13 protein-coding genes are annotated in these 23,248 nt (G+C 48.4%); 3 read left to right on the forward strand and 10 right to left on the reverse strand.

Going from position 1 to position 23,248, the window contains the following annotated elements:
* Positions 1-32 precede the first annotated feature (32 nt).
* The gene (locus GA520_RS13795; RefSeq protein WP_163338333.1) at positions 33-1,793 is read right to left on the reverse strand and encodes a B12-binding domain-containing radical SAM protein; all 1,761 of its coding nucleotides are present in this window, start codon (positions 1,791-1,793) and stop codon (positions 33-35) included.
* A 117-nt stretch (positions 1,794-1,910) separates the two neighbouring features.
* Here GA520_RS13795 and GA520_RS13800 point away from each other — a divergent pair, with 117 nt between their 5' ends.
* Positions 1,911-4,979: a ChaN family lipoprotein gene (locus GA520_RS13800; protein ID WP_163338332.1), complete on the forward strand. Its 3,069-nt coding sequence runs from the start codon at positions 1,911-1,913 to the stop codon at positions 4,977-4,979.
* A 36-nt stretch (positions 4,980-5,015) separates the two neighbouring features.
* On the opposite strand, the gene GA520_RS13805 is transcribed toward GA520_RS13800, so the two are convergent.
* Positions 5,016-6,359, reverse strand: coding sequence for a 3-deoxy-D-manno-octulosonic acid transferase (locus GA520_RS13805; RefSeq protein ID WP_163338331.1), 1,344 nt, complete (start codon positions 6,357-6,359; stop codon positions 5,016-5,018).
* Positions 6,360-6,675: 316 nt separating this feature from the next.
* On the opposite strand from GA520_RS13805, the gene GA520_RS13810 reads away from it, so the two are divergent.
* The gene (locus tag GA520_RS13810) at positions 6,676-7,641 is read left to right on the forward strand and encodes a peptidylprolyl isomerase (RefSeq protein ID WP_304511336.1); all 966 of its coding nucleotides are present in this window, start codon (positions 6,676-6,678) and stop codon (positions 7,639-7,641) included.
* Between the two features lie 98 nt (positions 7,642-7,739).
* Here GA520_RS13810 and GA520_RS13815 read toward each other — a convergent pair whose 3' ends face one another.
* The 8 genes from GA520_RS13815 to GA520_RS13850 form a co-directional block, all read right to left on the reverse strand.
* Positions 7,740-8,435 (reverse strand): phage integrase N-terminal SAM-like domain-containing protein, encoded by a 696-nt coding sequence (locus tag GA520_RS13815; RefSeq protein WP_240910157.1) that lies wholly within the window; start codon positions 8,433-8,435, stop codon positions 7,740-7,742.
* Positions 8,436-8,605: 170 nt separating this feature from the next.
* Entirely contained in the window at positions 8,606-10,099 is a 1,494-nt protein-coding gene (locus GA520_RS13820; protein WP_163338328.1) for a carboxypeptidase M32, read from the reverse strand.
* 261 nt (positions 10,100-10,360) lie between these two features.
* Complete coding sequence (gene trpS, locus GA520_RS13825; RefSeq protein ID WP_163338327.1) at positions 10,361-11,326, reverse strand: tryptophan--tRNA ligase; 966 nt, start codon at positions 11,324-11,326, stop codon at positions 10,361-10,363.
* 359 nt (positions 11,327-11,685) lie between these two features.
* The gene (gene dnaK / locus GA520_RS13830) at positions 11,686-13,599 is read right to left on the reverse strand and encodes a molecular chaperone DnaK (protein ID WP_163338326.1); all 1,914 of its coding nucleotides are present in this window, start codon (positions 13,597-13,599) and stop codon (positions 11,686-11,688) included.
* A 154-nt stretch (positions 13,600-13,753) separates the two neighbouring features.
* On the reverse strand, positions 13,754-14,365 hold the full coding sequence (locus GA520_RS13835; protein WP_163338325.1) for a nucleotide exchange factor GrpE: 612 nt from the start codon (positions 14,363-14,365) through the stop codon (positions 13,754-13,756).
* A gap of 354 nt (positions 14,366-14,719) precedes the next feature.
* A complete protein-coding gene (locus tag GA520_RS13840; protein WP_163338324.1) occupies positions 14,720-16,093 on the reverse strand; it encodes a sigma-54 dependent transcriptional regulator in 1,374 nt (457 codons plus the stop codon).
* Between the two features lie 27 nt (positions 16,094-16,120).
* Positions 16,121-19,933 (reverse strand): translocation/assembly module TamB domain-containing protein, encoded by a 3,813-nt coding sequence (locus tag GA520_RS13845; RefSeq protein ID WP_163338323.1) that lies wholly within the window; start codon positions 19,931-19,933, stop codon positions 16,121-16,123.
* On the reverse strand, positions 19,930-21,630 hold the full coding sequence (locus GA520_RS13850) for an autotransporter assembly complex family protein (RefSeq protein ID WP_163338322.1): 1,701 nt from the start codon (positions 21,628-21,630) through the stop codon (positions 19,930-19,932). The genes GA520_RS13845 and GA520_RS13850 overlap by 4 nt, the downstream gene beginning before the upstream one ends.
* A 142-nt stretch (positions 21,631-21,772) precedes the next feature.
* On the opposite strand from GA520_RS13850, the gene GA520_RS13855 reads away from it, so the two are divergent.
* On the forward strand, positions 21,773-23,101 hold the full coding sequence (locus GA520_RS13855) for a class I SAM-dependent RNA methyltransferase (protein ID WP_163338321.1): 1,329 nt from the start codon (positions 21,773-21,775) through the stop codon (positions 23,099-23,101).
* Positions 23,102-23,248 lie beyond the last annotated feature (147 nt).

Raw genomic sequence — 23,248 nt, forward strand, 5'->3', positions numbered from 1 at the left:
GCCAAAACCGTCTTTAACAAGCCAGGGCTACCTCACTGTTCACACACACCTATATTCGCGACTATATCTGGCAGGACAACAACCTTGTTATGGCGATACAGAGACTCTTCACGTTCCGTCAATACCCCAATTCGCCTCCCTGTTCCACAACATTCTATACCAAGTATTTTGCAGGTATTGTCCTTCAATTGAAGAAAAACGGATTTTTTAAAGAAATTATTCCTTTCCCGGCTGGTAAAAACACCGTTCAGGTTTTCCGGCAACCCGGAATAAAGAATATTCCGGGTTTCATCCGAGCCCTCTTCTCCTGCACCAACAACCAGGCTTGGAGGTAATTTGCGGAAACCACACCGAAGCCAGTCGTAACGGAGAAGATCAGCCACGGTTTCATAGTCATCACGATCTTTACAATACACCATTAACAAATCAGTCAAAAAAGCCTGTGTGGGAGCCCGCTCAAAAAACATCTCCCCACGACACACCCCTAATAACTCATTAAAAAACAAGTAGATATCTTCATCCACTTTTCTAAGGTACGCCCACAGACTGACAAAATATCTGTTATTGTGGAACTTTTCAACACATTCACAAAACCAGTACAACTCCGACATCTCAGCATGGGTAAGCCATTTATTCTCCAAAACAGAATAAGGGGGCGCTTCACAATACTTGTATCCGAACTCACCAACCTGTTCCGAAAGTGGTGTATTCGGTAATATTTTCAGTAATCCCATCTGGACATAGTGAGCACCCATTGCAAAGACATGACGAAAAGAGTCCGCAAAGGTCTCGCCTGTCTCATAGGGAAGTCCGAGTATCAGGTCCACATGCAGGTGGATTGTTTCCAAGGATACCAGGCGGGCAATTATGTCATGGACATGGTGAAGATCCATGCTCCTGTTTATTGCCTGCAACGTTTTATCGTGTGTCGTTTGAATACCAATTTCAAACTGGAACCGGCCAGACTCAACGCCCTCAAGAAAAGTAAACATCTCCTCGGTAAACCGATCGGGAGCAATCTCAAAATGAAAGAGGGTTTCACTTTTCTGCGCGGCAAGAAACTGCCAAATTCCGAGGCTCCTCTCCGGCAGGTCGTTAAAGGTACGGTCAACAAAGCGGACAACTTTAGGTTTATAATGTAATAACCGGGTCAGTTCCTGCTCTACCTGTTCCCGGTCTTTATGAAACAATCCTTTCTCAGAGGCAGACTGACAATAACTGCAACCGTGGGGACATCCCCTTGATGTCTCATAATAGATATACCTGTTTTTCAAATGGTCCCTGAAATCGTCATCACGAAAAGGGAATGCCAACTGTTTTATCCGTTTCCTGCCAGGGGCTGGTCTGTATAGCGGTTTCAGTTTCCCCCTTGCAAGGTCTTCATAGAACTCTTCAGGTACAACTTCTATCTCGCCGATAACCACCGTACATACCGAATCGGCTAATTTGCTTCTTAAAACAACAGCCTGGGGACCACCGATGATAAAGACACAATTGACTAATGATCGGTGCAGATCACGAACAAGTCTTTCGATCCGGCCCGAATTCCAGATATTAGCGGAAAAGAAAACAACGCGGGGTTTCCCTGAACCTATTCTGAGCAGTGTTTCATAATAATTATCGTTGATGGTCGCCTGGAAAATTTCAGGATCCCGGCATACCCCGTTTTGCTCCAGGCAATTCCTCAGGTAAAAGAGGGCAAGACAGGAATGAATATAGCGTGAGTTAATCGCTATCAGCTTCACAGGGCCGTTGCCCAATGCGATATTTTTTTGGCGTAAAGGATCTTGCATTATTACTCTGTAACGTAATCTTCTCTTCCATAGAGAGGTCTGGGGCGGGCCCGATGAGTCTGCCAGTGTTAAACACTTTTACAGCAACCGCTACTATCTGACAACAACCTATTTGCCATGAAAACTGTCCACAAGCCAATATACCGCGTCCTTTATATATTCCTCACCTCTTTACTGCTTATTCAGGCCGAATTTGTCACGGCCCGCCCTGACCCCCCTGACTACCAGCTAGCGGTCTCCTTCAACCTTGAGCAGGCTCTACTCACCGGAACCGCGCAGATCAGCCTGCCAGCTGACCAACCACTGCGGCTCAACACCAGGGGGCTCGACATTACAGGAATCGTCATCGAACAAGAGAACGGTATAACCAGAGAAGCGCACCAACTTAACAGCGTTTTTCTGGAAATACCGGCAGATCATTCAGCCAGGACGATTTATATTTCTTATTCGAAAAATATCCAAAATGACCATACCAATCGAATAGCCGGAGACGGCATCACCCTTCTTTCAAGCTGGTATCCACAGCCTGACCAACCTGTAATGTATCGTCTTGCAGCACGCTTACCCATCAATTTCAATGCCATCAGCCAAACTGACTCCTTCCCTCTGAAGCGAATAGACGACACGGTATACACTTCCCTCTCAACACCACGAGACGCCATCCATTTTGTGGCCGCACCCTATGTGATCAAGGAAAAACAAATCCGTGACGGTCTCTCTGTCTATACCCTCTTTTATTCTGAAGATGATACGCTGGCAGACAGCTATCTTGAAAAATGCCGTGATCTCATCCTTCGCTATGAAAAGGAAATCGGCCCATTTCCATACAATCACTATATCGTGGCGGCCAATAAACTACCGACAGGACTCAGTATGGGCTCCTTTAGCCTGTTTGGTCAAAACGTATTGAGATTACCGTTTATCGTCGACAGCTCTCTTGGTCATGAAATAGTCCATGCCTGGTTCGGAAACGCAGTTGGTGTTGACCAGCAGGCAGGTAACTGGTGCGAGGGACTGACTTCCTACCTCGCAGACCATGCCTTTCGTCAGGATATAAATGAAGGAGAGAACTACAGGAAAGAAAACATCATCAATTATCTTAGTTATATAAACCCGGAAAACGTCATACCCCTGGCCAACTTCATTTCCGCCAACCATGCCGGTGACAGAGATAAAAGTAATCGTGCCGTCGGTTACTCCAGGTCCATGTTACTGTTTCACGAGCTTCGCTCACTGTTGGGCTCAGAAATATTTTCTGATGGCATCAAAACATTCTATACTGATTTCAAAGGAAAAAGTGCATCCTGGTATGATCTGGAAAATGTTTTTGAAAATGTTTCGAACCGAAACCTGCGCTCCTTTTTCAACCAAAGACTTTCCAGGCTTGATATACCGGATCTTCTCATCCATGATGCAGAACTGAAAGTCAATGTGGATGGCACCTCGCTCCTCTTTACTATTCTGCAAGCCACAGAATCCCCTTACAGCCTGCAATTACCGATTCAGGTAACAACCGGAACGGGTTATTACTATTTTAAACGAGATATCGTCAACAAAACTACGAGGATCGAGCTCAAACTGCCCGAACTCCCTATGAGTTTTACTATAGATCCGGAGTACTCCATGTTGCGCACTCTCTCAGATTCGGAAATAATACCTTCATGGTCTCGCTTTCTCGGCTCGGGAAAAAAACTTACCATAACTGAATCAGCAGAAACCAGGGCAGCATATGAGCCGATACTATCCCACCTTGCTCACCGAGACTGGACTGTCAAACATGATAGCGAAGTATCAAACGAAGAGCTCGCCCACCATGACCTGCTGTTTCTCGGTACAGACCAGAAAAGCTATCGCTCCCTCTTTGGTGGTCACGACCCCAATACAAAGGGGTTTTCACTTGAGGTACGTACCAATCCGCTCAACCCCAATCGTGTCGCTGTCCTCATGAATACAACCGATTTGCATGAAAGCAAAGCGGTTGCCTACCGGCTCGGCCACTATGGCAAATACAGTTCACTCTATTTTGAAAATGGCAAGATCCTGGAAAAGAAAATTGCCACAGGTGACAAGGGAATAACATTCCATTTTGAGGAACGTCCACGGGGAGCGGCCGTCCCGACCTCAAACAGTTTTGATCAACTGATCATAGAACTCAGTAAAAAGAAGGTCATATATATTGGTGAAAGTCATACTTCGGCCAGCGACCACAGACTCCAGCTCCGGCTTATTGAAGCTCTTTCAGCAAAAGTGCCGCAACTGGCCATTGGTATGGAGATGTTCCCCACATCAAGTCAACCGGCCCTGGACAACTACACACTTGGCGACGGCACCATGTCAGAACAATCCTTTCTGAAAGAGTCTGACTATTTTGCTGTCTGGAGTTACGATTACCGATACTTTCGGGAGATCTTCACCCTGGCGCGGCAAAAGAAAATTCCAGTGATCGGACTTAACCTGGAAAGAAGAATTGTCTCCACCGTCTTCAGGACAGGAAATACAGACCAGATCGGCAAAGAATTACAAAAAGCACTGCCACTTGAGAGGGATTTAGACCTACCCGGATACGGCGAAAGGCTGTCTCAAGTCTATGCGGTCCACGATGCCGGGAACCATGGTATGGGCACACGTTCCGGTTTTATTCAGGCTCAGGCACTCTGGGATGAAACGATGGCAAAAAATATTGCCGATTATCTCAAAAACCATCCCGGTACAATGATGGTCGTTCTGGCAGGTACCCAGCACACCCGAAAAGACTCCGGTATTCCACCACGGGTCGCACGCAGAATCAATGTCGACCAAGCCTCAGTACTCAACCTTTCCGGCGAGTCCATCCCCGCCAACATGGATCAGGTGGCCGACTATTATTTTCTGTCACGCCCCTATGAACTTCCCACTGCCGGAAAAATGGGAATTGTGCTTGAATCATACCAGCAGGAAGGAGGCAACTACATTCGGATTGAGCAGATAACTCACGCATCAAAAGCAGGCGAGGCCGGGTTAAAGCAAGGAGATACAATCATATCTATCAATGACGTGCCACTATCCTCTATGGAAGATATAAGGATTGCGATGCTCGACGCGCAACCCGGAGACTTTGTTACTATTACGGCGCGCCGCCCCGGGATATCATCGAGGATCAGCACCAAGGTTGAACTGATTGGCCCGAAACCATCTGGCCATCCATAATGAGGAGGGTGTAGTTGATAAGGCCCTTAAAGGGACCTAATTATCTTCCTGCCCACCTGAAAGAAAGGATAAAACCACTTCAGCCTGCCTCGCAGCTGCCCCCTGCTGAGACCCTGCTGTTTTCTCTGCCTGTCGGCATACCTGATGATAATCACCTTGATTATCCCTGAAGTGCTCTATTTTCTCCACTAAATCGGTTGTATTGTACACCGTATATCCACAGCCAGCCTTTTCAAGTAACTCTACCCCATCCCTGAAATCATCCATCGACGGGCCATAAAACACAGGTTTCCCCCAGAGCGCAGGTTCCAGGATATTATGCCCTCGCTTATCAACCAGGCTGCCACCACAAAACACGTAGGTGGCAATAGAGTACATCTTTGACAAATCGCCAAAGGTATCAATCAGAACAATTGGATACTGTCGTTTTTTGCCACCCTGTAAATCACTGAACAGATCGACACCACAATCATTTCGCCGAAACATCTCCAGGATAGAGCTTACCCGCTGCAGATGCCGCGGAGCAAGCAACCAAATGATATTATTACGTTTTTTGAGAGCCCTGAAAACTGTCAGCAACTGCTCTTCCTCGTCATCATGAGTAGAACCGGCGACAAAGACCTCCTCTTCCCGGGAAACAGCAAGTAACCTGCGATACCTATCCTGCAATTCATTGACATTATCGGGAAGATACCTGTCAAACTTGATATTTCCAGTCACTTCAATACTCTCAGCAGCGACACCGGCTCCCAGAAAGCGCTCACGATCCGTTTCGCTGATAAGGCACAACCTGGAAAAATTGGCCAGCACTGTCTTAAAGAACCATGAGTATTTATGATACGTTTGTACAGACCTGAGTGACATCCTGCCATTCACCATCAAAACAGGGATTTCTTGTTTATGTAATTTGCGCAACAGCAGCGGCCATAACTCTGTTTCAAGACAGACATACACGTCAGGGTCAAGTAAACGAACCGCTCGCCCCACCATGCCGGGCAGATCAAGGGGTGCTAGCAGACATGTAACATCATCCAGCTGCGATTCGGCGAAAATACGGCCATGAATAGTCATGGTAGTAAGAATTATATCAATCGAATCATCAACTCTTCGTAACTCGTCAATAAGCAGAGAGGCCGCCTGGACCTCTCCAACTGAAGCGGCGTGAAACCAAACCCTTTTCCCGCTCTTCTTCCCAACGACACGCTTATAGAGTGAAAACCGTTGACGAATGCCTTCACGATGGTTACCCGTAATCAGCACATAAACGAGTAGCAGCACCAGGGCGGGATACAACAACAGGATCAATAATAACTGATAAACGATATACAACTTTCTCTCCGGCAGGCCAGATTGGTATTTGGTTAGGGTTAAAGACATCATATGAATTCCTTACCGTACGCGGTCAATTAACCCGGAAAGATCAGGATAGTCAACCGGCAATGGTTTGCCATTTCAGGTAGCAATTCCACCGACTATTGTTGCAGAAGATTCGTGATCAGGTTGTTTTCCCACGATTTATTTTTATCGTACTCGCACCATGCAGGGTGGTAATTCCTGTACCGGAGACATTTTCACGGACAGGTTATAACCCCACATTTTGCGAGATTATCACTTTTCAAATGGAGCAACCATGCGTAGAGTGTCACTTCTGACTGTACTCACACTACTTACATTCATCTTTTTTGGAGAATCATCGATGGCAAAATCAAAACTGGAAGACGGCCTGTATGCCAAATTCAACACCTCAAAAGGAGAGATCGTCTGTGCTCTCGAATTTGAAAAAACGCCCCTGACGGTTACCAACTTCGTCGGCCTTGCAGAAGGGACAAAAGACCTCGGCGGCGGCGCAAAATCCAAGGGTGAAAAATATTACGATGGCCTCACCTTCCATAGAGTCATTCCAGACTTCATGGTTCAGGGTGGTTGCCCGCTCGGAAGCGGTACAGGCGGTCCCGGCTACACCTTCCCCGATGAGATTGATCCGAGCCTCAAACATGAAAAACCAGGAGTTCTCTCCATGGCCAACGCCGGACCGGGAACTAACGGCAGCCAATTCTTCATCACTCACGTCCCCACCCCGTGGCTTGATGGCAAACACACCGTTTTCGGCCATGTTGTAAGTGGCCAGGATGTTGTGGACAAAATCAAACAGGGAGATACCATAGACTCTGTTGAAATCATCCGAGTCGGTAAAAAAGCAGAAGCCTTCAAGTCTGACCAGGCTGCTTTTGACGTATTGCTCGACGGCTTCGAAAAACATCAAAAGGAAAAAGCCCTTCAGGCCATGGAAAAAGAGTTAAACCTCATCGATACCAACTGGCCTGATGCCGTTACCACTCCTTCCGGTCTTAAATACGTTGTCGTTACAGAAGGTGAAGGAGATGCCACACCGTCCAGCGGCGTTATGGTAAAAGCCCATTACACCGGCAAACTGCTCGACGGTACCAAATTTGATTCTTCCTACGACAGAGGCACGCCGATTGATTTTCCTGTGGGACAGGGGCGCGTCATCAAGGGTTGGGATGAGGCATTTCTCGGTATGAAAAAAGGCGAAAAGCGGGTTCTGATTATCCCGCCGGATCTGGGATACGGCCCCTCCGGACGCGGTCCGATTCCACCAAATGCCTACATGGTATTTGACGTTGAGCTGGTAGACTTCTAACCCGGACTTCTCATACACCATAAGCTTTAAAGGGGGTGGCTGCCGCAAAGCAGTCACCCCCTTTAAGTTCTTTCGGCGTGAAAAGAGCTTCAGCTCAACTACTGTTCCAGCAGATATTTAAGCTTCGAGATATCCTGGTTCAGGACCAGGCTGAAAAAGATTAAAATAGCTGTAAAGGCCTGTTTCCGAACAGAGGATGAAACCTGCCTCTCGGTTTCCAGAAAACGTATATAGCTGGACACCCCCTGTTCAAGTTCCTTTTTCGAAAATGTTGCTTTTTCTGGATCAATTTTCAATTGAAACCGTAGATACTCTTCAATCCAGCCAAGGTACATTTTCTCAGTACTGGCCCCGCAATTCTGCTTCCGCAGCATCTTTCTAAAACTACTCAGGAGGGTATCAACCTCCAGCACCCTCCCTTCAACCGGTTTACCAGGATCCCCCTGATTGGATTCGCCCTCCGGCTGATTTTTAAATCCGGTGAAATAAGTCCGGACAGCCTTCTCAGCCTGCCCGGCCTGCCACTCCTGGAAATCCCCGGCTACTCTCAACTTTTTAAGAAAACTGTCGAGTTGCTGCTGCCATCCCAGCCCATCGGCGTCATATTCCCGCAGGAACTGTTTCACCCAGTATGTATAATACACCTCTGTGCCTTTACGAACCAGAACATCATAGAGCAGGTAGTTTACAAATCCATTTTCATCAAAACCCATGGCTACACTCAACTTCAAATCACTAAGAATAATAAACAGTTCAGTCGCACCACCCGGACTTCTGTATTTGAACACCAACATACAGATCAATCAACATCACCTGCCATCGAACAGACGATGTACACAATACAATAGCTCTCTGATATTTTTTCTTACTGCTTAAATGAGTTAAGGAAGAAGTCCTGATCTTGCAACTCGGTAATAAAAAAGCCCTGTTTATAAACCTGGCCGGCCCTGAAGATCTCTTACAATTACAAAGAGAGATATCTCTGACGTAAATGATCCAGGAAAAAAACCGGATTCGTTCCCTGTCCCGTGGCTGACTTCATCAACTCCTGGGATTCCATCGTGCTTGCCTGCAGCCATATCTTCTCATGCAGCCACTCACGTACAAACAAGACCTCTCCACCGCCAAGAAGTTCCTGCCAGTCGGGATGGGCTTTTTTGATTGCATCAAAAATCTGGGCGCTGTTAAGTGCGCCAAGAGTGTAAGAAGGAAAATAGCCGAATGACCCATCCGTCCAATGAATATCCTGGAGACAGCCATCACGATAATTCCCTGCCGTTGAAAGTCCCAGGTAGCTACTCATTTTTTCATCCCAGAGGTCCGGTATGTCGGCAGCTTCGATAGAGCCGTTGATCAAGTCTCGTTCTATTTCAAAGCGAAGGATAACATGGAGCGGGTAGGTCACTTCATCCGCTTCCACTCGAATCAGGCTGGGCTTAACCCTGCTGCTTGCCGCCCAAATCTGTTCAGCAGTAAAGGATGTAGCAGCTGGCAGAACAGCATGGATCTGTCCGGTAAAATATCCGAGGAACGCCTTGGAGAGAAAGAGTTGTTTTTCAAACAGGAGAGACTGGCTTTCGTGGATACACATATTCCGCGATTGCCCAACAGGAAGCCCGTCCCACCTCTCGGGCAAACCTCCTTCATAACTTGAATGGCCCGTTTCATGAGCTGTTGCCAGGAGTGCTTCCATGAATTCGGTCTGCCGAAAGCGGGTGGTGATTCGTTGGTCTCCACGCCCACCTGTGCTAAACGGATGCATGGACACATCGATCCTTCCACCTTCAAAATCAAACCCGAGAGATGCCATCAGCTTTTTATTCAGCTCCAGCTGGGCATCAATGGGAAAATCGCCTTGCAGCTTCACACCATCTTGCCCCTGATGGTCAAGGACCTGGTTCAAAAGACGAGGCAACTGCTCTTTCAACTCAAGAAAAACCTGGTTGATAAAATCGCTGCTGTCACCTGTACAGTAAAGATCGAGCAAGGCATCGTACGGTGTGCCGAATGTATCCCCTCCGTCATCCTGGCGAGCCTGCGCTTCCTGGCGGGACAGGTTAACAACCTCAGCGAAATTTGCGAGAAACCCCACCCAATCGTTTCCCATGCGCTGCTTCCGCCAACCATGTTCACAACGCGAACCGGCAAGCGATTGAGCCTTCACCAGATCTTCAGGGAGACAGGCTGACTGTCGATATGTCCGCTCCATCTCTGTAAGTGAGCGGCAAATCTCAGGTGTCGTCTCCTCTTCACGTGCCTCTATAATGAGATCGGCAGTCTCCTTGGTCGTCAACAACTTATGATGTAAAGCAACCAATTCTGCAATAGAAGCCGCCCTGCTATCATTACCCTTTGGCGGCATCATCACCTGTTGATCCCATTGCAGGAAGGTAAGGGCGTGTTCAAGCTGAGCGAGTTGCCTGAATTTTGTTTCGAGCTGAATATATGGACGGTTCATAGTCTCTTCGATAGACTGCAGGGTTACTTATTCCACCTCGTCTTTATTAACAAGACTGTAAACAAAAGAGCATTTCACCAGGTATAGCAGAACCGTTCTCTCTTAACACATTCAAGTGGTTTCCACATAGCAGAGTAAGACCTGTACCTAATATTCAGAGAACCCTGCAAGACTAACAATCTTGCAGGAACTTATTTTGAAATACTCCAGAATACTTAAAAAACCAATACGCGATCCATGGTCGGATTAACTGAGGAAGCATTAATATTTCAAGCCAACCCTTTCCCTCACCAGGTCGAGTGTTACAGTCGCTTTTGCACGAGCCTTTTCCGCTCCCTTGGCCAGGATTGACCTGAGTTCTGCTGGGTCGGAAAGGAATTCAGTTTTCTTTAAACGGGCATCGGCAAATTTGTCTTCCAGCAATTCCAGCAGTTCAAGTTTCAGATAGCCGTAAGCCGCACCACCGTTTACATACAGGTCGTTAATTTCAGACATTCTCTGGGGTGTGGCAAATAGCTTCAACAGCTGGTAGAGGTTACATGCATCGGGATCTTTTGGATCTTCCACCGGCGTAGCATCTGTCTCGATGGCCATAACCCGTTTCTTCAGAGGTTTTCCACTGAGAAAAATCGGAATGGTATTGCCATAAGACTTTGACATTTTCTGGCCATCCAGACCGGGAACTATGGCTGTTGTCTCACTTATCGCCGGTTCAGGCACTGTGAATGTATCACCAAATTGGTTATTGAATTTCTGGGCAATATCCCGTGCTACTTCTAAATGCTGCTTCTGATCCTTGCCGACAGGTACAAGGTCTGCCTGGAAAAGAAGGATATCGGCAGCCATCAATACAGGATAAGAAAACAGCCCATGACTTGGCATTATACCCTTGGATACCTTATCCTTGTAGGAGTGACACCGTTCGATCAGACCCATCGGTGCAAGCGTTGACAGAATCCATGTTAATTCGCACACTTCAGGGACGTCTGACTGTACCCAGAAAATACAACGATCCGGATCCAGTCCCAATGCCAGGAAGTCTGCAGCGGCCTCAAGGGTACCTGTAGATAATTTTTCCCGATCCTGCACGGAGGTCAGGGCATGCAGGTCTACAATAAAGACATACAATTCCGAACTCTTCATTTGTGTAATCATTGGCTGCATCATGCCGAAGTAGTTTCCGATATGCAGCTGCCCCGATGGTTGAATACCTGATAATACTTTCATCTGTCTCGTAATGATTTTTTGGTTAATAAGAAATTATCCCGACTTCATCTTCAGTTCTGGCTATGTCGCTTTCTCATCTTCTGATGAGTAATCATCGTATACAATTTCTACTGCCAGAGTATTTCTAAAGATACGGCACACTATGAAATGACTTTAAGCATGAAAATGTGACCTGAAACAGCTCATATACCGAGAGCCATGCAATACTGAACAAGAATCAAAAGCACACTCTATATGAGAAATTCAGGTTAGATATGTAACTGGAATACCATACAGCAAAAACAAATAAAAAGGGAGTAAGGAAAACGAATCCCCTTACTCCCATATTGCTCGCTAACGAAACTGTTGAGAAATCGAGACTACTTCACTTCCTCGAAATCGGCGTCAACTACATCATCGTCATCTTTCTTTTTCTTAGCATCGGCTCCAGATGCTTTTTCTGCTCCAGCCGCATCAGGATTCTCCTGTGAAGCCTGGGCATACATCAATTCCGCCAGCTTATGGGATGCTGCAGTGAGTGCGTCGATAGCGCTCTTGATGGTATCAACATCTTCACTGTCCATCACACCCTTAACGTTTTCAACCTCTTTCTCAACATTGGACCGGGTCTCATCATCAACCTTGTCACCGAGATCCTTAAGGCTTTTCTCGGTCGCATGTACGATAGAGTCCGCCTGGTTACGCACCTCAACCAGTTCCTTACGCTTCTTGTCCTCTTCAGCGTGCAGCTCTGCGTCCTTTGTCATTTTCTCGATCTCTTCTTCAGTGAGACCGGAAGACGCTGTAATACGGATCGACTGTTCTTTCCCTGTACCAAGATCCTTTGCAGAAACATGAAGAATACCATTGGCATCAAGATCAAAGGTCACCTCGATCTGGGGCACGCCTCGTGGTGCTGAAGGAATATCGGTCAGTTCAAAACGGCCGATGGTTTTATTATCCTGTGCCATCTCGCGCTCACCCTGCAGAACATGGATGGAAACAGCAGGCTGATTGTCGGCGGCAGTCGAAAAGACCTGACTCTTCTTGGTCGGAACAGTGGTATTTTTCTCGATCAGCTTGGTGGTAATGCCGCCAAGAGTCTCGATACCTAAAGAAAGCGGGGTCACATCGAGCAGCAGGACGTCTTTAACATCACCCTGCAGAACACCACCCTGGATTGCTGCACCAACGGCTACAACCTCATCCGGGTTTACCCCCTTGTTCGGAGCCTTGCCGAAAATCTCCTGCACCTTCGCCTGCACCTTCGGCATACGGGTCATACCACCAACCAGAATCACCTCGTCGATATCTGACGGGGAAAGACCAGCATCTTTTAACGCCACACGACACGGCTCAGCTGTACGCTCGACCAGATCATCGACCAGGCTTTCGTACTTAGCACGGCTCAGTTTCAGATTCAAGTGTTTGGGGCCGGTAGCATCTGCAGTGATAAACGGCAGGTTGATATCGGTCTCAACAGTTGTGGAAAGCTCCATCTTGGCCTTTTCCGCCTCTTCTTTCAGACGCTGGAGGGCCATTTTATCGCCACGCAGATCAATGCCCTGCTCGCGCTTGAACTCATCCGCAAGCCAGTTCACGATACGCATATCGAAATCTTCACCACCGAGGAACGTGTCTCCATTTGTAGACTTTACCTCGAATACGCCATCACCGATCTCCAGGATGGAAACATCGAAAGTACCGCCACCGAGATCGAATACGGCGATTTTCTCCTCGCCTTTTTTATCGAGACCATAAGCAAGTGATGCAGCAGTCGGCTCGTTAATAATCCTCTGAACGTTCAGGCCCGCAATCTTACCGGCGTCTTTTGTCGCCTGTCGCTGGGAATCGTTAAAGTAGGCGGGAACCGTAACAACCGCGTCTGTCACTTCCTCACCAAGATACTCCTCGGCAGTCTGCTTCATCTTGGCCAGTACCATGGCAGAGATCTCGGCAGGACGATACACCTTGCCATCCACCTCAACGGATACGGAGCCGTTTGTTCCTTCAACAATTTTGAAAGGACTGATGTCGGTGGAACGTTTTACCTCTGCATCGGTAAACTTACGACCGATGAGACGCTTGATTGCATAGAGGGTTTTTTCAGGATTGGTCACCGCCTGACGCTTAGCGATCTGCCCTACCAGCCGCTCGCTGTTATCCGCGAACGCAACGACCGACGGAGTGGTCCTGTTGCCCTCAGCATTGGCGATAACTTTCGGTTCACCGCCTTCCATAATTGCCACACATGAGTTGGTGGTTCCCAAATCAATACCGATAATTTTACCCATGACTTCTTTCTCCTTGTATCAATCTAAATCGGATAATGTGTTTCCGAGAATCCTATTTTTTTATAAAAAACCTATAGCGTTTGACCACTTCTAAAGTGGTCATCTTCCATGATTTGTCAAGTAACGCAATTTGAATTTTCGCGTCTGTAAGCAGTTATTCTGGCTTACCCGAGGAAACAACAACCTTGGCAGCCCGCAAGAGTCTGTCTTTGTAGTAATATCCCTTCTCAAACTCAGTTACGACACTGTTTGCAGGAATGGTATCACTTGGTTCCATGGTAAGTGCTTCCTGATGGTTGGGATCAAAGGGTTTGCCCACCGCCTCAACAGGTTTGACCTCAAACTTTTCCAAAGTCAAATTGAGGCTCTTCAAGGTAAGCTGAACACCTTCCAAAAGTCCGGCCAGGTTCTTCTCGGCAGAAGCTCCTTCCACCACACCCTGACCAATGGCCCGCTCAAGATTGTCCACCGCCGGCAGGATCTCTCTGAAAATCTGTTCACCTGAATATTTCAGGGCGGTCATACGTTCCCGTTCCATCCGTTTCTTGAAGTTTTCAGATTCGGCGACCGTTCTCAATAACTGGTCGCGAAGCTCAGCGACTTCCTTGCGGGCGGCCTCAAGCTCGTCTTCAGGAGTCTGGGCCTCCTCCTGCACTTCTTCTGCAACACTCTCTGAAGGCGACTCTACCGTTGCTTCAGAATCCACACTCTCCTCGATTGTGGTTTTCTCGTCTTCAAGATCATTGTTTTTCTTCTCTTTACTCACCCAGTCCTCCACTGTCAGCGAATTATGTTCATCAATCAGGAAAGCCGCATTCCTGTTGGTTTGCGGCCTATTTTCATAACCTGTGCGAACAATAAGTAGCCGGAAAAGATTGTCAAGATTTGGAGTCGTGGAATTCAGAATTTTATATTATCCTGAAAGCTCCGGCCTTTAGAGTAAAGAAAAACTTGATTCAGCCTGCAGCTCAACCACTTTATCCGTGGAGGGCCTGCACTACTGGTTTGCAGCGCCTCGGAAGCCTGAATCGGTTTATAGAGGTCGTTGAAACGTTTGCTCCATCTCCGGCTAGGGTACAGTGCAGCAGGGGGGAATCAGGAAGAAAGATATAGAAGGAAATCACCTTTCCCTCTCCTGGTCATATTTGTTGAGTTTATTCTGGAGGGTTTTCCGTGTTATACCTAGCCTGCGGGCGGCCTCACTCTTATTGCCCCCAGTCTCTTTCATCGTCCCAAGGATTAATATCTTTTCTGATTCATAGATGGAGGACGGCTGACTGACAGACGTTGTTTCCGTCTGTGCCTGGTATTTCTGGATGGAAAGCGGCAGGCTTTTTTCCGTCAATTCCTCACCCCGCATAAGGATAATTCCACGCTCAATGGCGTTTTCCAGTTCACGCACATTACCCGGCCATGGATAAGAGGACAGCTTCTTCATGCATTCGCTTGTTATGCCCGTAACGTTTCGCCTGTTCTTCGTGGCAAATTTTTCAACAAAATAATCGACGAGCAGGGGAATATCACCTTGCCTGTTTTGTAGTGCCGGTACGGCCAACATCACCACATTTAACCTGTAATAGAGGTCTTCCCTGAAGGTTCCTTTCTTCACCTCCTCCTCAAGATCACGATTTGTCGCCGCCACGATACGGACATCAACCCGGATGGTTTCTTCTCCTCCCACTCGCTGCAGTTCCTGCTCCTGCAGGACCCGCAGTAATTTGACCTGCATGGCCTGGGATGTCTCACCAATCTCATCAAGAAACAAGGTCCCGCCATCGGCCTGGACGAACTTGCCCTCCCTCTGCTTCTCTGCACCGGTGAAGGCTCCCTTTTCATGACCGAACAGCTCTGATTCGAGCAAACTCTCAGCCAGTGCCGCACAGTTGACCTTAACAAATGGCCCGTCTTTTCTCTCACTGTTGGTGTGCAGGGCTTCTGCAACCAGCTCTTTACCTGTGCCTGATTCGCCATAAATGAGAACAGTCGCTTCGGTCGGCGCAACATAGCTGATCATATCAAGCAGTTCGAGCATGACCGGTGATTCACCAATAATTGAGGTTTGCAATCCCTCTTCTTGGGGGGTTTGCGCCACCTGTTGTTTTTTTTCTGTGACCTGCCGATGATCCACTGCCCTTTCAAGTGCCAGCCTGAGCCGGTCAAAATCGAGAGGTTTGGTCAGGTAATCGTGAGCACCGTCTTTAATAATCTCAACAGCATCATCTACAGAGGAATAGGCCGTCATCAGAATGACCGGTAAGGCTGGCTGCATCGCCTTTATCCGGGAAAATGCCTCCCGGCCATCCATTCTGGCCATCCGGATGTCCATAAGTACGGCTTCATAACTATTTTGTTCCACAGCGGCCACTGCGGTAGTTCCATCGTCGGCTTCAACACAGCGCCACCCCCACTCCTTGATCATGGAAGAGAGCATAAATCGATGAACCTGCTCGTCATCTACTATCAGAACCGTCGGTTTTCCGTTTCGTTTTGTCACCTTATTATCTCCCAAAAACCAAACAGGTTATCTTTCAAAAGAAAAAAGCAGATCAGCGCCCGTCGCATCGGCAGATGTTCTCGATTCTACATAAAAACCCCGACCCAGCTCATATCGGATGGTTACCTCACCCAGCTGATCGAAAAAATTATGGTCATACCCGATAAAGATTTCATCCGTCAATCTCTTCCCCACAACCAGCGACAACCGTTCCCCGGATGTGGCTCCCTCAAAATAGACATCATCCACCGGCAGGATAGAGGTCAGCCCCTGAATGAGTCCTGTCCCCTGGTTTATGCCAAGCGCCATGGCGGCAGAGCTGAGAATATTTTCATCACCGGAGGAGGTATCGGACATGGAGCGGCCAACTACCATATAGGCCAGGATATCACTTTCATCCATATAGGGGTCGGAAAAAAGCTTGAAGTCAAGGTTCTCAGCGGTCCCGCTCACATCAACCCCAACGGTTATACCGTTGGGTCCCGCTTGCTGATCGGCGACAACCTTCTGGGCGCGGACGTCAACACCGGGATCATCAATGTGGCCTCCTCCAAAGAAGACGCGTCCCCTTTCAATATCAAGTGTTCTGCCATAGACTGAGAACTGGCCATCCTGCATGGTGAGCACCCCAGTGCCGGTAACAAAAGAACCCGATAGTTTCTCCACCTGCAACTCCCCATGCAGGTATCCTGCGATGCCGTAACCGTCGAGCCGCACATCATCTCCCAACTCGACATCGAGCAAGGTCTTAAAAAACCAGCCGGTGTCCGTCCTGTCATCTTCGTCGTCAAGGAACACGACATCATCTGATTCAGAGAGCGAATTGGTCATCTTTTCCGGGGTCAACAAGGCATATGGAATAAACAATGTCCCAAAAAGAGCTCCGCCATCGGTATCGAAAACAAGCCGTAAGTCCGGATTGGCGCGGATCTCATATTCCGGTAGACGAAAGGTATCGATATTTTCTCCGCCGAAATTAAATTCCCCCAACAGATCATTGAGCCCGAAGGTAAGGCTGCCATCTGCATAAAGCCTGCCGGGACCAGATGTCCCTTGCGCGCTGATAGTCAGCACATTGCTCTCGCCAACAACATTAAAAACCACATCCTCAAGCTGTACTCCAAACGTGGGGAAATCGATTACACCGTCATGCAACACCAACGTACCGGCAGCCTGCGGATCCAGTAGGGTTCCGAACAGATCTATTTTGCCGGTCAGGGCACCCGAGGGATAGACATAATACTCCGTTAACGGAGCTACAAAATCAAGATTATTGGCTGAGAGATTGATCGCTCCGGAAATTTCAGTGAACCGAATATCCTGGCCGAATCGTCCGAAATCAACAATGGAAACGGTTGCATCCGCGCTATTGCTATCAGCCATATGCACTGTCAGTCCCCCCTGAAGTTTACCATTGTAGAGGGTTGCATCCAGCATCAGGCTCTCCACATCTGCCAACTCCCAGTCACCATTATCTCCCTTCCTGCCTATTGAGCTATCGAAAAGACCAATATGCGCCTGGGCCAGGGACACCTCTTCCAAATTTCCCTCAGCAGATATCGCGCCTTCCGTCCGGCCATAGAGCTGTTCGGATAAAAATGGCTCGGTGTCAAATCTGGAAAGATTAAGCCCATTCCACCTGAGTTTCCCCTGCCATTGCTGACTCTCACTCTGCCATCCCCCCTGCAGGCAGATATCCTCCTGCTGACCCGTACCGGAATAACAGAAATCCTCCATGGATAGTCCGGAAGAGGAAACAGTCAGCCTGGCCTTTCGGATCAAATTCCAGTGACCTCCGTTTCTGATTTTCAAGTCACTCTTTTTCAGGATCCCGTTCCACACCAGTTCTTCGTCAAATGTCCCGTCGCCTTCAGTCACCATAGTAAGGAGTCCGCTTTTGACCGTAACCTGAAGAGCATGATTTTGAGCGGAGCCCGAGAGTCGTATGCCCATATCATTAATCACAGTATCACCAGACGTGATATCCCGGGCATAAAGGGAAAACACAAGATCACTCCCGAAATCAGGACTGCCTTTCATGGTTCCTATAATAGATTCGATACGGCCGCCTTCGATATACAACCCGCTACCGCGCAGTTCCATATCAACCAAAGGAAGAGCACGGGAACCCTGAATAGTGCCCTGCAGGCTCACCTCTCCGCCGGCCCCCGCAATGACCTCTCCGATATCCGGTGAAAGGACACGAACAGACATACCGAGAGTATCGTCCACCCTGCCACTCATTCGGATCTCCGAACGGCCGCTGGTAAAATGCAGTTCTTCCAGTTCGAGACTGTCGTTACGAATCGTGCCGATTCCACTACCGGAAAGAGGGAAGCCCCTGACTTCACCACTCAACTCCTGAAGGTCGATATCAGCCTGAATCGCACCCTGTGCAATTGTGCCACGACTCATGACCCTCAGGTCTATTACTCCGGGATATTCATCAAGGAACAGGGATGGGTCGAATTCGGCAAGCTGCAAACCAACAGTCCAATCGAGCAGGGGCATGGCCGACTCGGTCAGACTGTAGCCCAGCGCGCCGGTAAGCGCGATATGCGCCGGACCGTTATAGATATCCAGATGAGTCAGCTCTACCTGGTGACCAGCGACCTTGAGTGTTCCTTCACCGTGAAGCGGGTGGCCGTGTATAATGCCCTTAAATGATTCAATGCGCATTTCAGCGACAAGAGGGTTGTCACGGCGATAGACACCTGAGGAATGGAGTTTTGCAGACAATTGCGCATCGTATTTTTTACCAAATATGCCGGGGGTCAGCTCCGCCAGGTCTATGCTTGCCTGCCAACGCAGTTCATCCTGCCACTCCAGGGACCCTTCTAAACGTTCTATCTTTCCGTACGGAGTATCAACCATTCCCCGGACAAGTTTCATGGACTCCCTGGTTCCCTCGACATCAAGGGAAATATCCGCACGCTCTATATCGGGGCCACTGAGCTCCCCTGACACCTTTCCGGACCACGTTTGCAGATCACCTCTGAAATCAACATCTGAGTGGATAACGATATCCTGCTGCGGCGAAAAAAAAGAACCGAGCTGCAATTCATTGGCTTGGGCCTGAGCGCTCCATTGCGGTTTTTCCAAAAGATTCTTGAGCCGTGCCTCGAAATGAACGGATGAGGGCTGTACCAGGTCTGCCTTAATGACAGGATTTTCAACCGTGCCGGTAACCGTAAAGGAACCGGCCGTAGGGATCGTATCAGGTATCACCGAGGCCCAACTCCCGGAAAAATCAAGCTGCCAGGACCTGTCTGTATCAAGCACTCCTTTCATGTCCAGGCTGTTGCCGGCAGAGGACAGGGATAATTCCTGCACTTCCAGCCGCCCGTCATGATACCCACCACCGAATTGAACGTGCTCAACGGCAGCCAACTGAGAACCGTCTGTATCCCAAACGGTCATATTGTTGATCTCAATCGTATCAATCACAAGAGTAACCGGCAGCAGTAGCTTCTCGGGTTTCGGCAGAGAAGGGATTTTTTTCGGATACGTACTTTCACCACTTTTTTGCAGTCGGATGGAGAGCCCTTGAATTCCCAGTCTATCGGTTACCAGTTCCCTCTCTTTCAGACGGCCTGGTTGCCACTTCATCTGCAGCTCAAAAATATCCACCTTCAAAGAGGGAATATTTATGGAGACATTTCCCAGGACCCAACCGGAGAGCACACTGCCCTCAACGCGTTGTACACTAACAGCTCCACCGCTTATCCCGTCAACAAAACCAACCATAAACCGCGTGCCTCTCTCGGTGGTCAGCAGAAAGCCGGCTGCACCAAAAAACAGAACGGCCAGGAGCACAATTATTACAAGAACTTTTTTCACAGATCTGCTCCCGCAGTCAGATGCAGACGCACTGGCAGGTCGTCCTCGAGAAAGGCACAGGCCATATCCAGCCGAACCTGCCCGAACGGAAGTCGATACCGGACACCAACACCCGCACCCTGCTTGAAATCAAGGCTGAGATCATCTGTGGCATTCCCCACATCCCAAAAGGCGGCAATGCTCCAATCCTGCTTCCACTCCTTTTCCGCCTCAATGCTGCCAACAGCAAGATACCTGCCCCCCACCACAGCACCAGACTCATCTTCAGGGCCGATTGCCTTGTAGCCATAGCCGCGTACACTCTGGTCGCCACCAGCATAAAATCGCAGTGACGGCGGCAAGTCGTCTATGGAATCAACAACCGTTGCCCCGATACTGCCCCGTCCAATGAACCGCCAGCCATCAAACGGTGAGAGAATGACCTTCCCGCCGATAATGCCTTTAACAAAGGTAACGTCAGACCCAGCACCCTCTACAGCCCCACTGACACTCGTCGATATCTGGATACCATATTTAGTGATGTGCAGGTTGTCAGCCATAATCATGTTTGTGGTAAAACCTGGTACAACCAGGCGTACATGGCCTTCGGTCAGTCCCACACTGTAATCCTCATCACGATATTCAAGAGAGCCGCCATGACTCATAAACCGGGTATTGTGTTCGAGTCCGATACCAAGAGAGATCAGGCGTGTCTCCGTATCGTCCCAGATCTGATCGGTGTAGGAAGAACTGAAAGCAATCTTGTCGTTATTAGGGTTCCCCCAGGGCACCTTGTAATCAAATCCCAACATCGAATCCGTTTCACTTACCTGGACTGTTCCGAGCAGGGTATGCCCTTTTTCATTTAACAGTTTGTTTCGCCATTCAAACCTGGCTCTTGGGCCTGTATCTGTGGCATACCCTAACCCAATGGAATACAGATTTAATTTTTCAGGAGTCGAAAAATAGACCCTTACCGGCACTACGAGTTCACGTCTATCCTGGACCCTGCCTTCAACGATCACCTTACTGAAATATTCCGTCCTGTAGAGTATCTTCTGGAACTCAATCAGCTCCGAAGTTTTATACGGATCGCCTTTCTTATAGGGAATATATTCACGAAGGAGTTCCGATTGTACACCGCTCTCCTCAAATATTGTCTCACCAAAGACAAACTGCGCCCCCATCCTCAGATTGAGTACAATATCCGCTTCCTTGTTCTTTCGGTCAATACGCAGTTCCTGATCCCGGTATGCAGCCTCCAGATAACCATTGTTAAAGGCGGTACGTATTATGGATTTTTTCCCTCTTTCATAAATGGACTGATTAAGTATATCACCTGACTGCAAAGGAAACTGCTCACGCACGGCAAAGAGCAGATCCTTGGCCTCATCGTCACCTTCAACAACAATATCGACCTTCCTCACCCGAACAGGTTCACCTTTATCCACCTCATATAAAACGGTGAATGTATCACCATCCCTCTCCATACGACCCACAACCTGCGGTTGGTAATAACCAAAAGGGGCAAGTGCCGAAGCAATTTCACCCTTCGCTTTTTTATGCAGCCGTCTGACATCTGCCGTTGTCAGACGTGCACTTTCACGATGCCGATAAATGGAAAGGTGGGCAAGAACGTTTTCATACAACCCACCCTCCACACCGGTAACAGTGATATCAACGCCGACCGCACCGAATACTCCGGCGGGTACAAGCATAAAGAGACATATGAAAAGGATTCGACAATACACGTTCAATTTATTAGTACTGATATCCAGAGGTTTAACAATTTCTCACACCCTATAGCAAAAAGGGTTTACATAATTGCGGCATTTTACACAACCTGACTCGATTTTAAAGATGATTCACCAGTCAATAGAAATAACCGATTTTATCAATAAAGGATATGGACTTGGACAATTACCCGACGGTCGCAAAATTATGGTCCGCCATGCCTTGCCTGGTGAAAGAGTTACCGCCAAAATCAAGAAGGAAAAGAAAAACTTCCTTATTGGTGAACTGGAGGAACCGGAACTCCCCTCAGCGGGAAGGATCGAACCTGCCTGTAAACACTATGGGACCTGTGGCGGATGCGACCTGCAACATGCCTCCTACGAACTGCAGTTACAACTTAAACGTAAGGTACTGATCGACCTCATGAAGCGACAATTTCGAGACCGGGGAACCGGGGTCGAAACCATGATTCAACCAACTTTGCCCGCACCACACCCCTTATATTATAGGCAGAGAATCCGGCTGCAGGTAAACGAAGAAAAGATGATCGGCTACCTGCAGCACAATAGCCACCGACTTGTCGCAGTATCAGCCTGCCCAATTGCCCGGCCCGAAATCAATCAAGTACTGGGACGCCTTGTGGAGTCGGAAGACATGGACAAACTACTTGCGACCTGCCGGGAACTGGAATTATGCTGGAACCCGGAAAGCGGCATGGTCACACTGCTGCTGAAGAAAACCCGCAAACCACGGCCGGCTGATTTCGCGAAAAGCGATATGCTTCGACTCTCCATACCAAATCTGGACAGAATCTTTTTCTCAGGGGATGATTTCCCCTTAACCCCCGCCTCTCCAAAAGAATGTGCTGTTGATATGGCCGTCGAATATCCGAAACTTCAGATCGGTGGAATGCCGTACCGACTCGAATGGGAGTTAAATGGCTTCTGCCAGGTGAACCTGGAGCAAAACCAGCACCTCATCGAGAAAGTTGTAGATTTTGCGGATATTCAAAAAGAAGACACCATTCTCGACCTGTACTGCGGCATGGGAAATTTCTCTCTTTTCCTGGCCGGACAGGGAAAATCACTCATAGGTGTCGAAGGGCAGGGATCGGCTATTCGCAGCGCCAGAAAGAATAGTAAGAAGGCAGAACTGTCAAACACCACATTTATAAAAAGCCCCATCCACAAGATCTGTGAGAAACTGGTAGCAGAACAACAATGTTTCGACTGCCTCATTATCGACCCGCCACGCCAGGGAGTTCCGGGCCTCGCCGCCGAGCTCTCCGCCCTTTGCAGAAAAAGGATGGTATACATCTCCTGCGATCCTGCAACCCTCTGCAGGGATCTTGATGGTCTCTGTAAAAACGATTTTGCCATCCGCCAAATCCAGCCTGTGGATATGTTTCCTCAGACACACCATATTGAGACCCTTGTTCTTCTTGAAAAGAATTGACATCATGTGCTTTTCCCGTTAAGGGTAGCTTAAATGTTACGTAGAGTTTTGTTTTTATCGCGGCAGATTCCTGCCGCTTTTTTTATCGAATCACCTGATTCTGCAAAGCGGATATTTTCAGGCGGGGCGACACTGCCTCGTTTTCCT

This window comes from Desulfopila sp. IMCC35008 (assembly GCF_010646885.2).
Lineage (GTDB): Bacteria > Desulfobacterota > Desulfobulbia > Desulfobulbales > Desulfocapsaceae > Desulfopila.

Coding starts and splice junctions, on each gene's coding strand:
- GA520_RS13795 (WP_163338333.1), bottom strand. CDS start 1,793: ATGCAAGATCCTTTACGCCAAAAAAATATCGCATTGGGCAACGGCCCT.
- GA520_RS13800 (WP_163338332.1), top strand. CDS start 1,911: ATGAAAACTGTCCACAAGCCAATATACCGCGTCCTTTATATATTCCTC.
- GA520_RS13805 (WP_163338331.1), bottom strand. CDS start 6,359: ATGATGTCTTTAACCCTAACCAAATACCAATCTGGCCTGCCGGAGAGA.
- GA520_RS13810 (WP_304511336.1), top strand. CDS start 6,676: ATGGCAAAATCAAAACTGGAAGACGGCCTGTATGCCAAATTCAACACC.
- GA520_RS13815 (WP_240910157.1), bottom strand. CDS start 8,435: ATGTTGGTGTTCAAATACAGAAGTCCGGGTGGTGCGACTGAACTGTTT.
- GA520_RS13820 (WP_163338328.1), bottom strand. CDS start 10,099: ATGAACCGTCCATATATTCAGCTCGAAACAAAATTCAGGCAACTCGCT.
- trpS (WP_163338327.1), bottom strand. CDS start 11,326: ATGAAAGTATTATCAGGTATTCAACCATCGGGGCAGCTGCATATCGGA.
- dnaK (WP_163338326.1), bottom strand. CDS start 13,599: ATGGGTAAAATTATCGGTATTGATTTGGGAACCACCAACTCATGTGTG.
- GA520_RS13850 (WP_163338322.1), bottom strand. CDS start 21,630: ATGCTTGTACCCGCCGGAGTATTCGGTGCGGTCGGCGTTGATATCACT.
- GA520_RS13855 (WP_163338321.1), top strand. CDS start 21,773: ATGATTCACCAGTCAATAGAAATAACCGATTTTATCAATAAAGGATAT.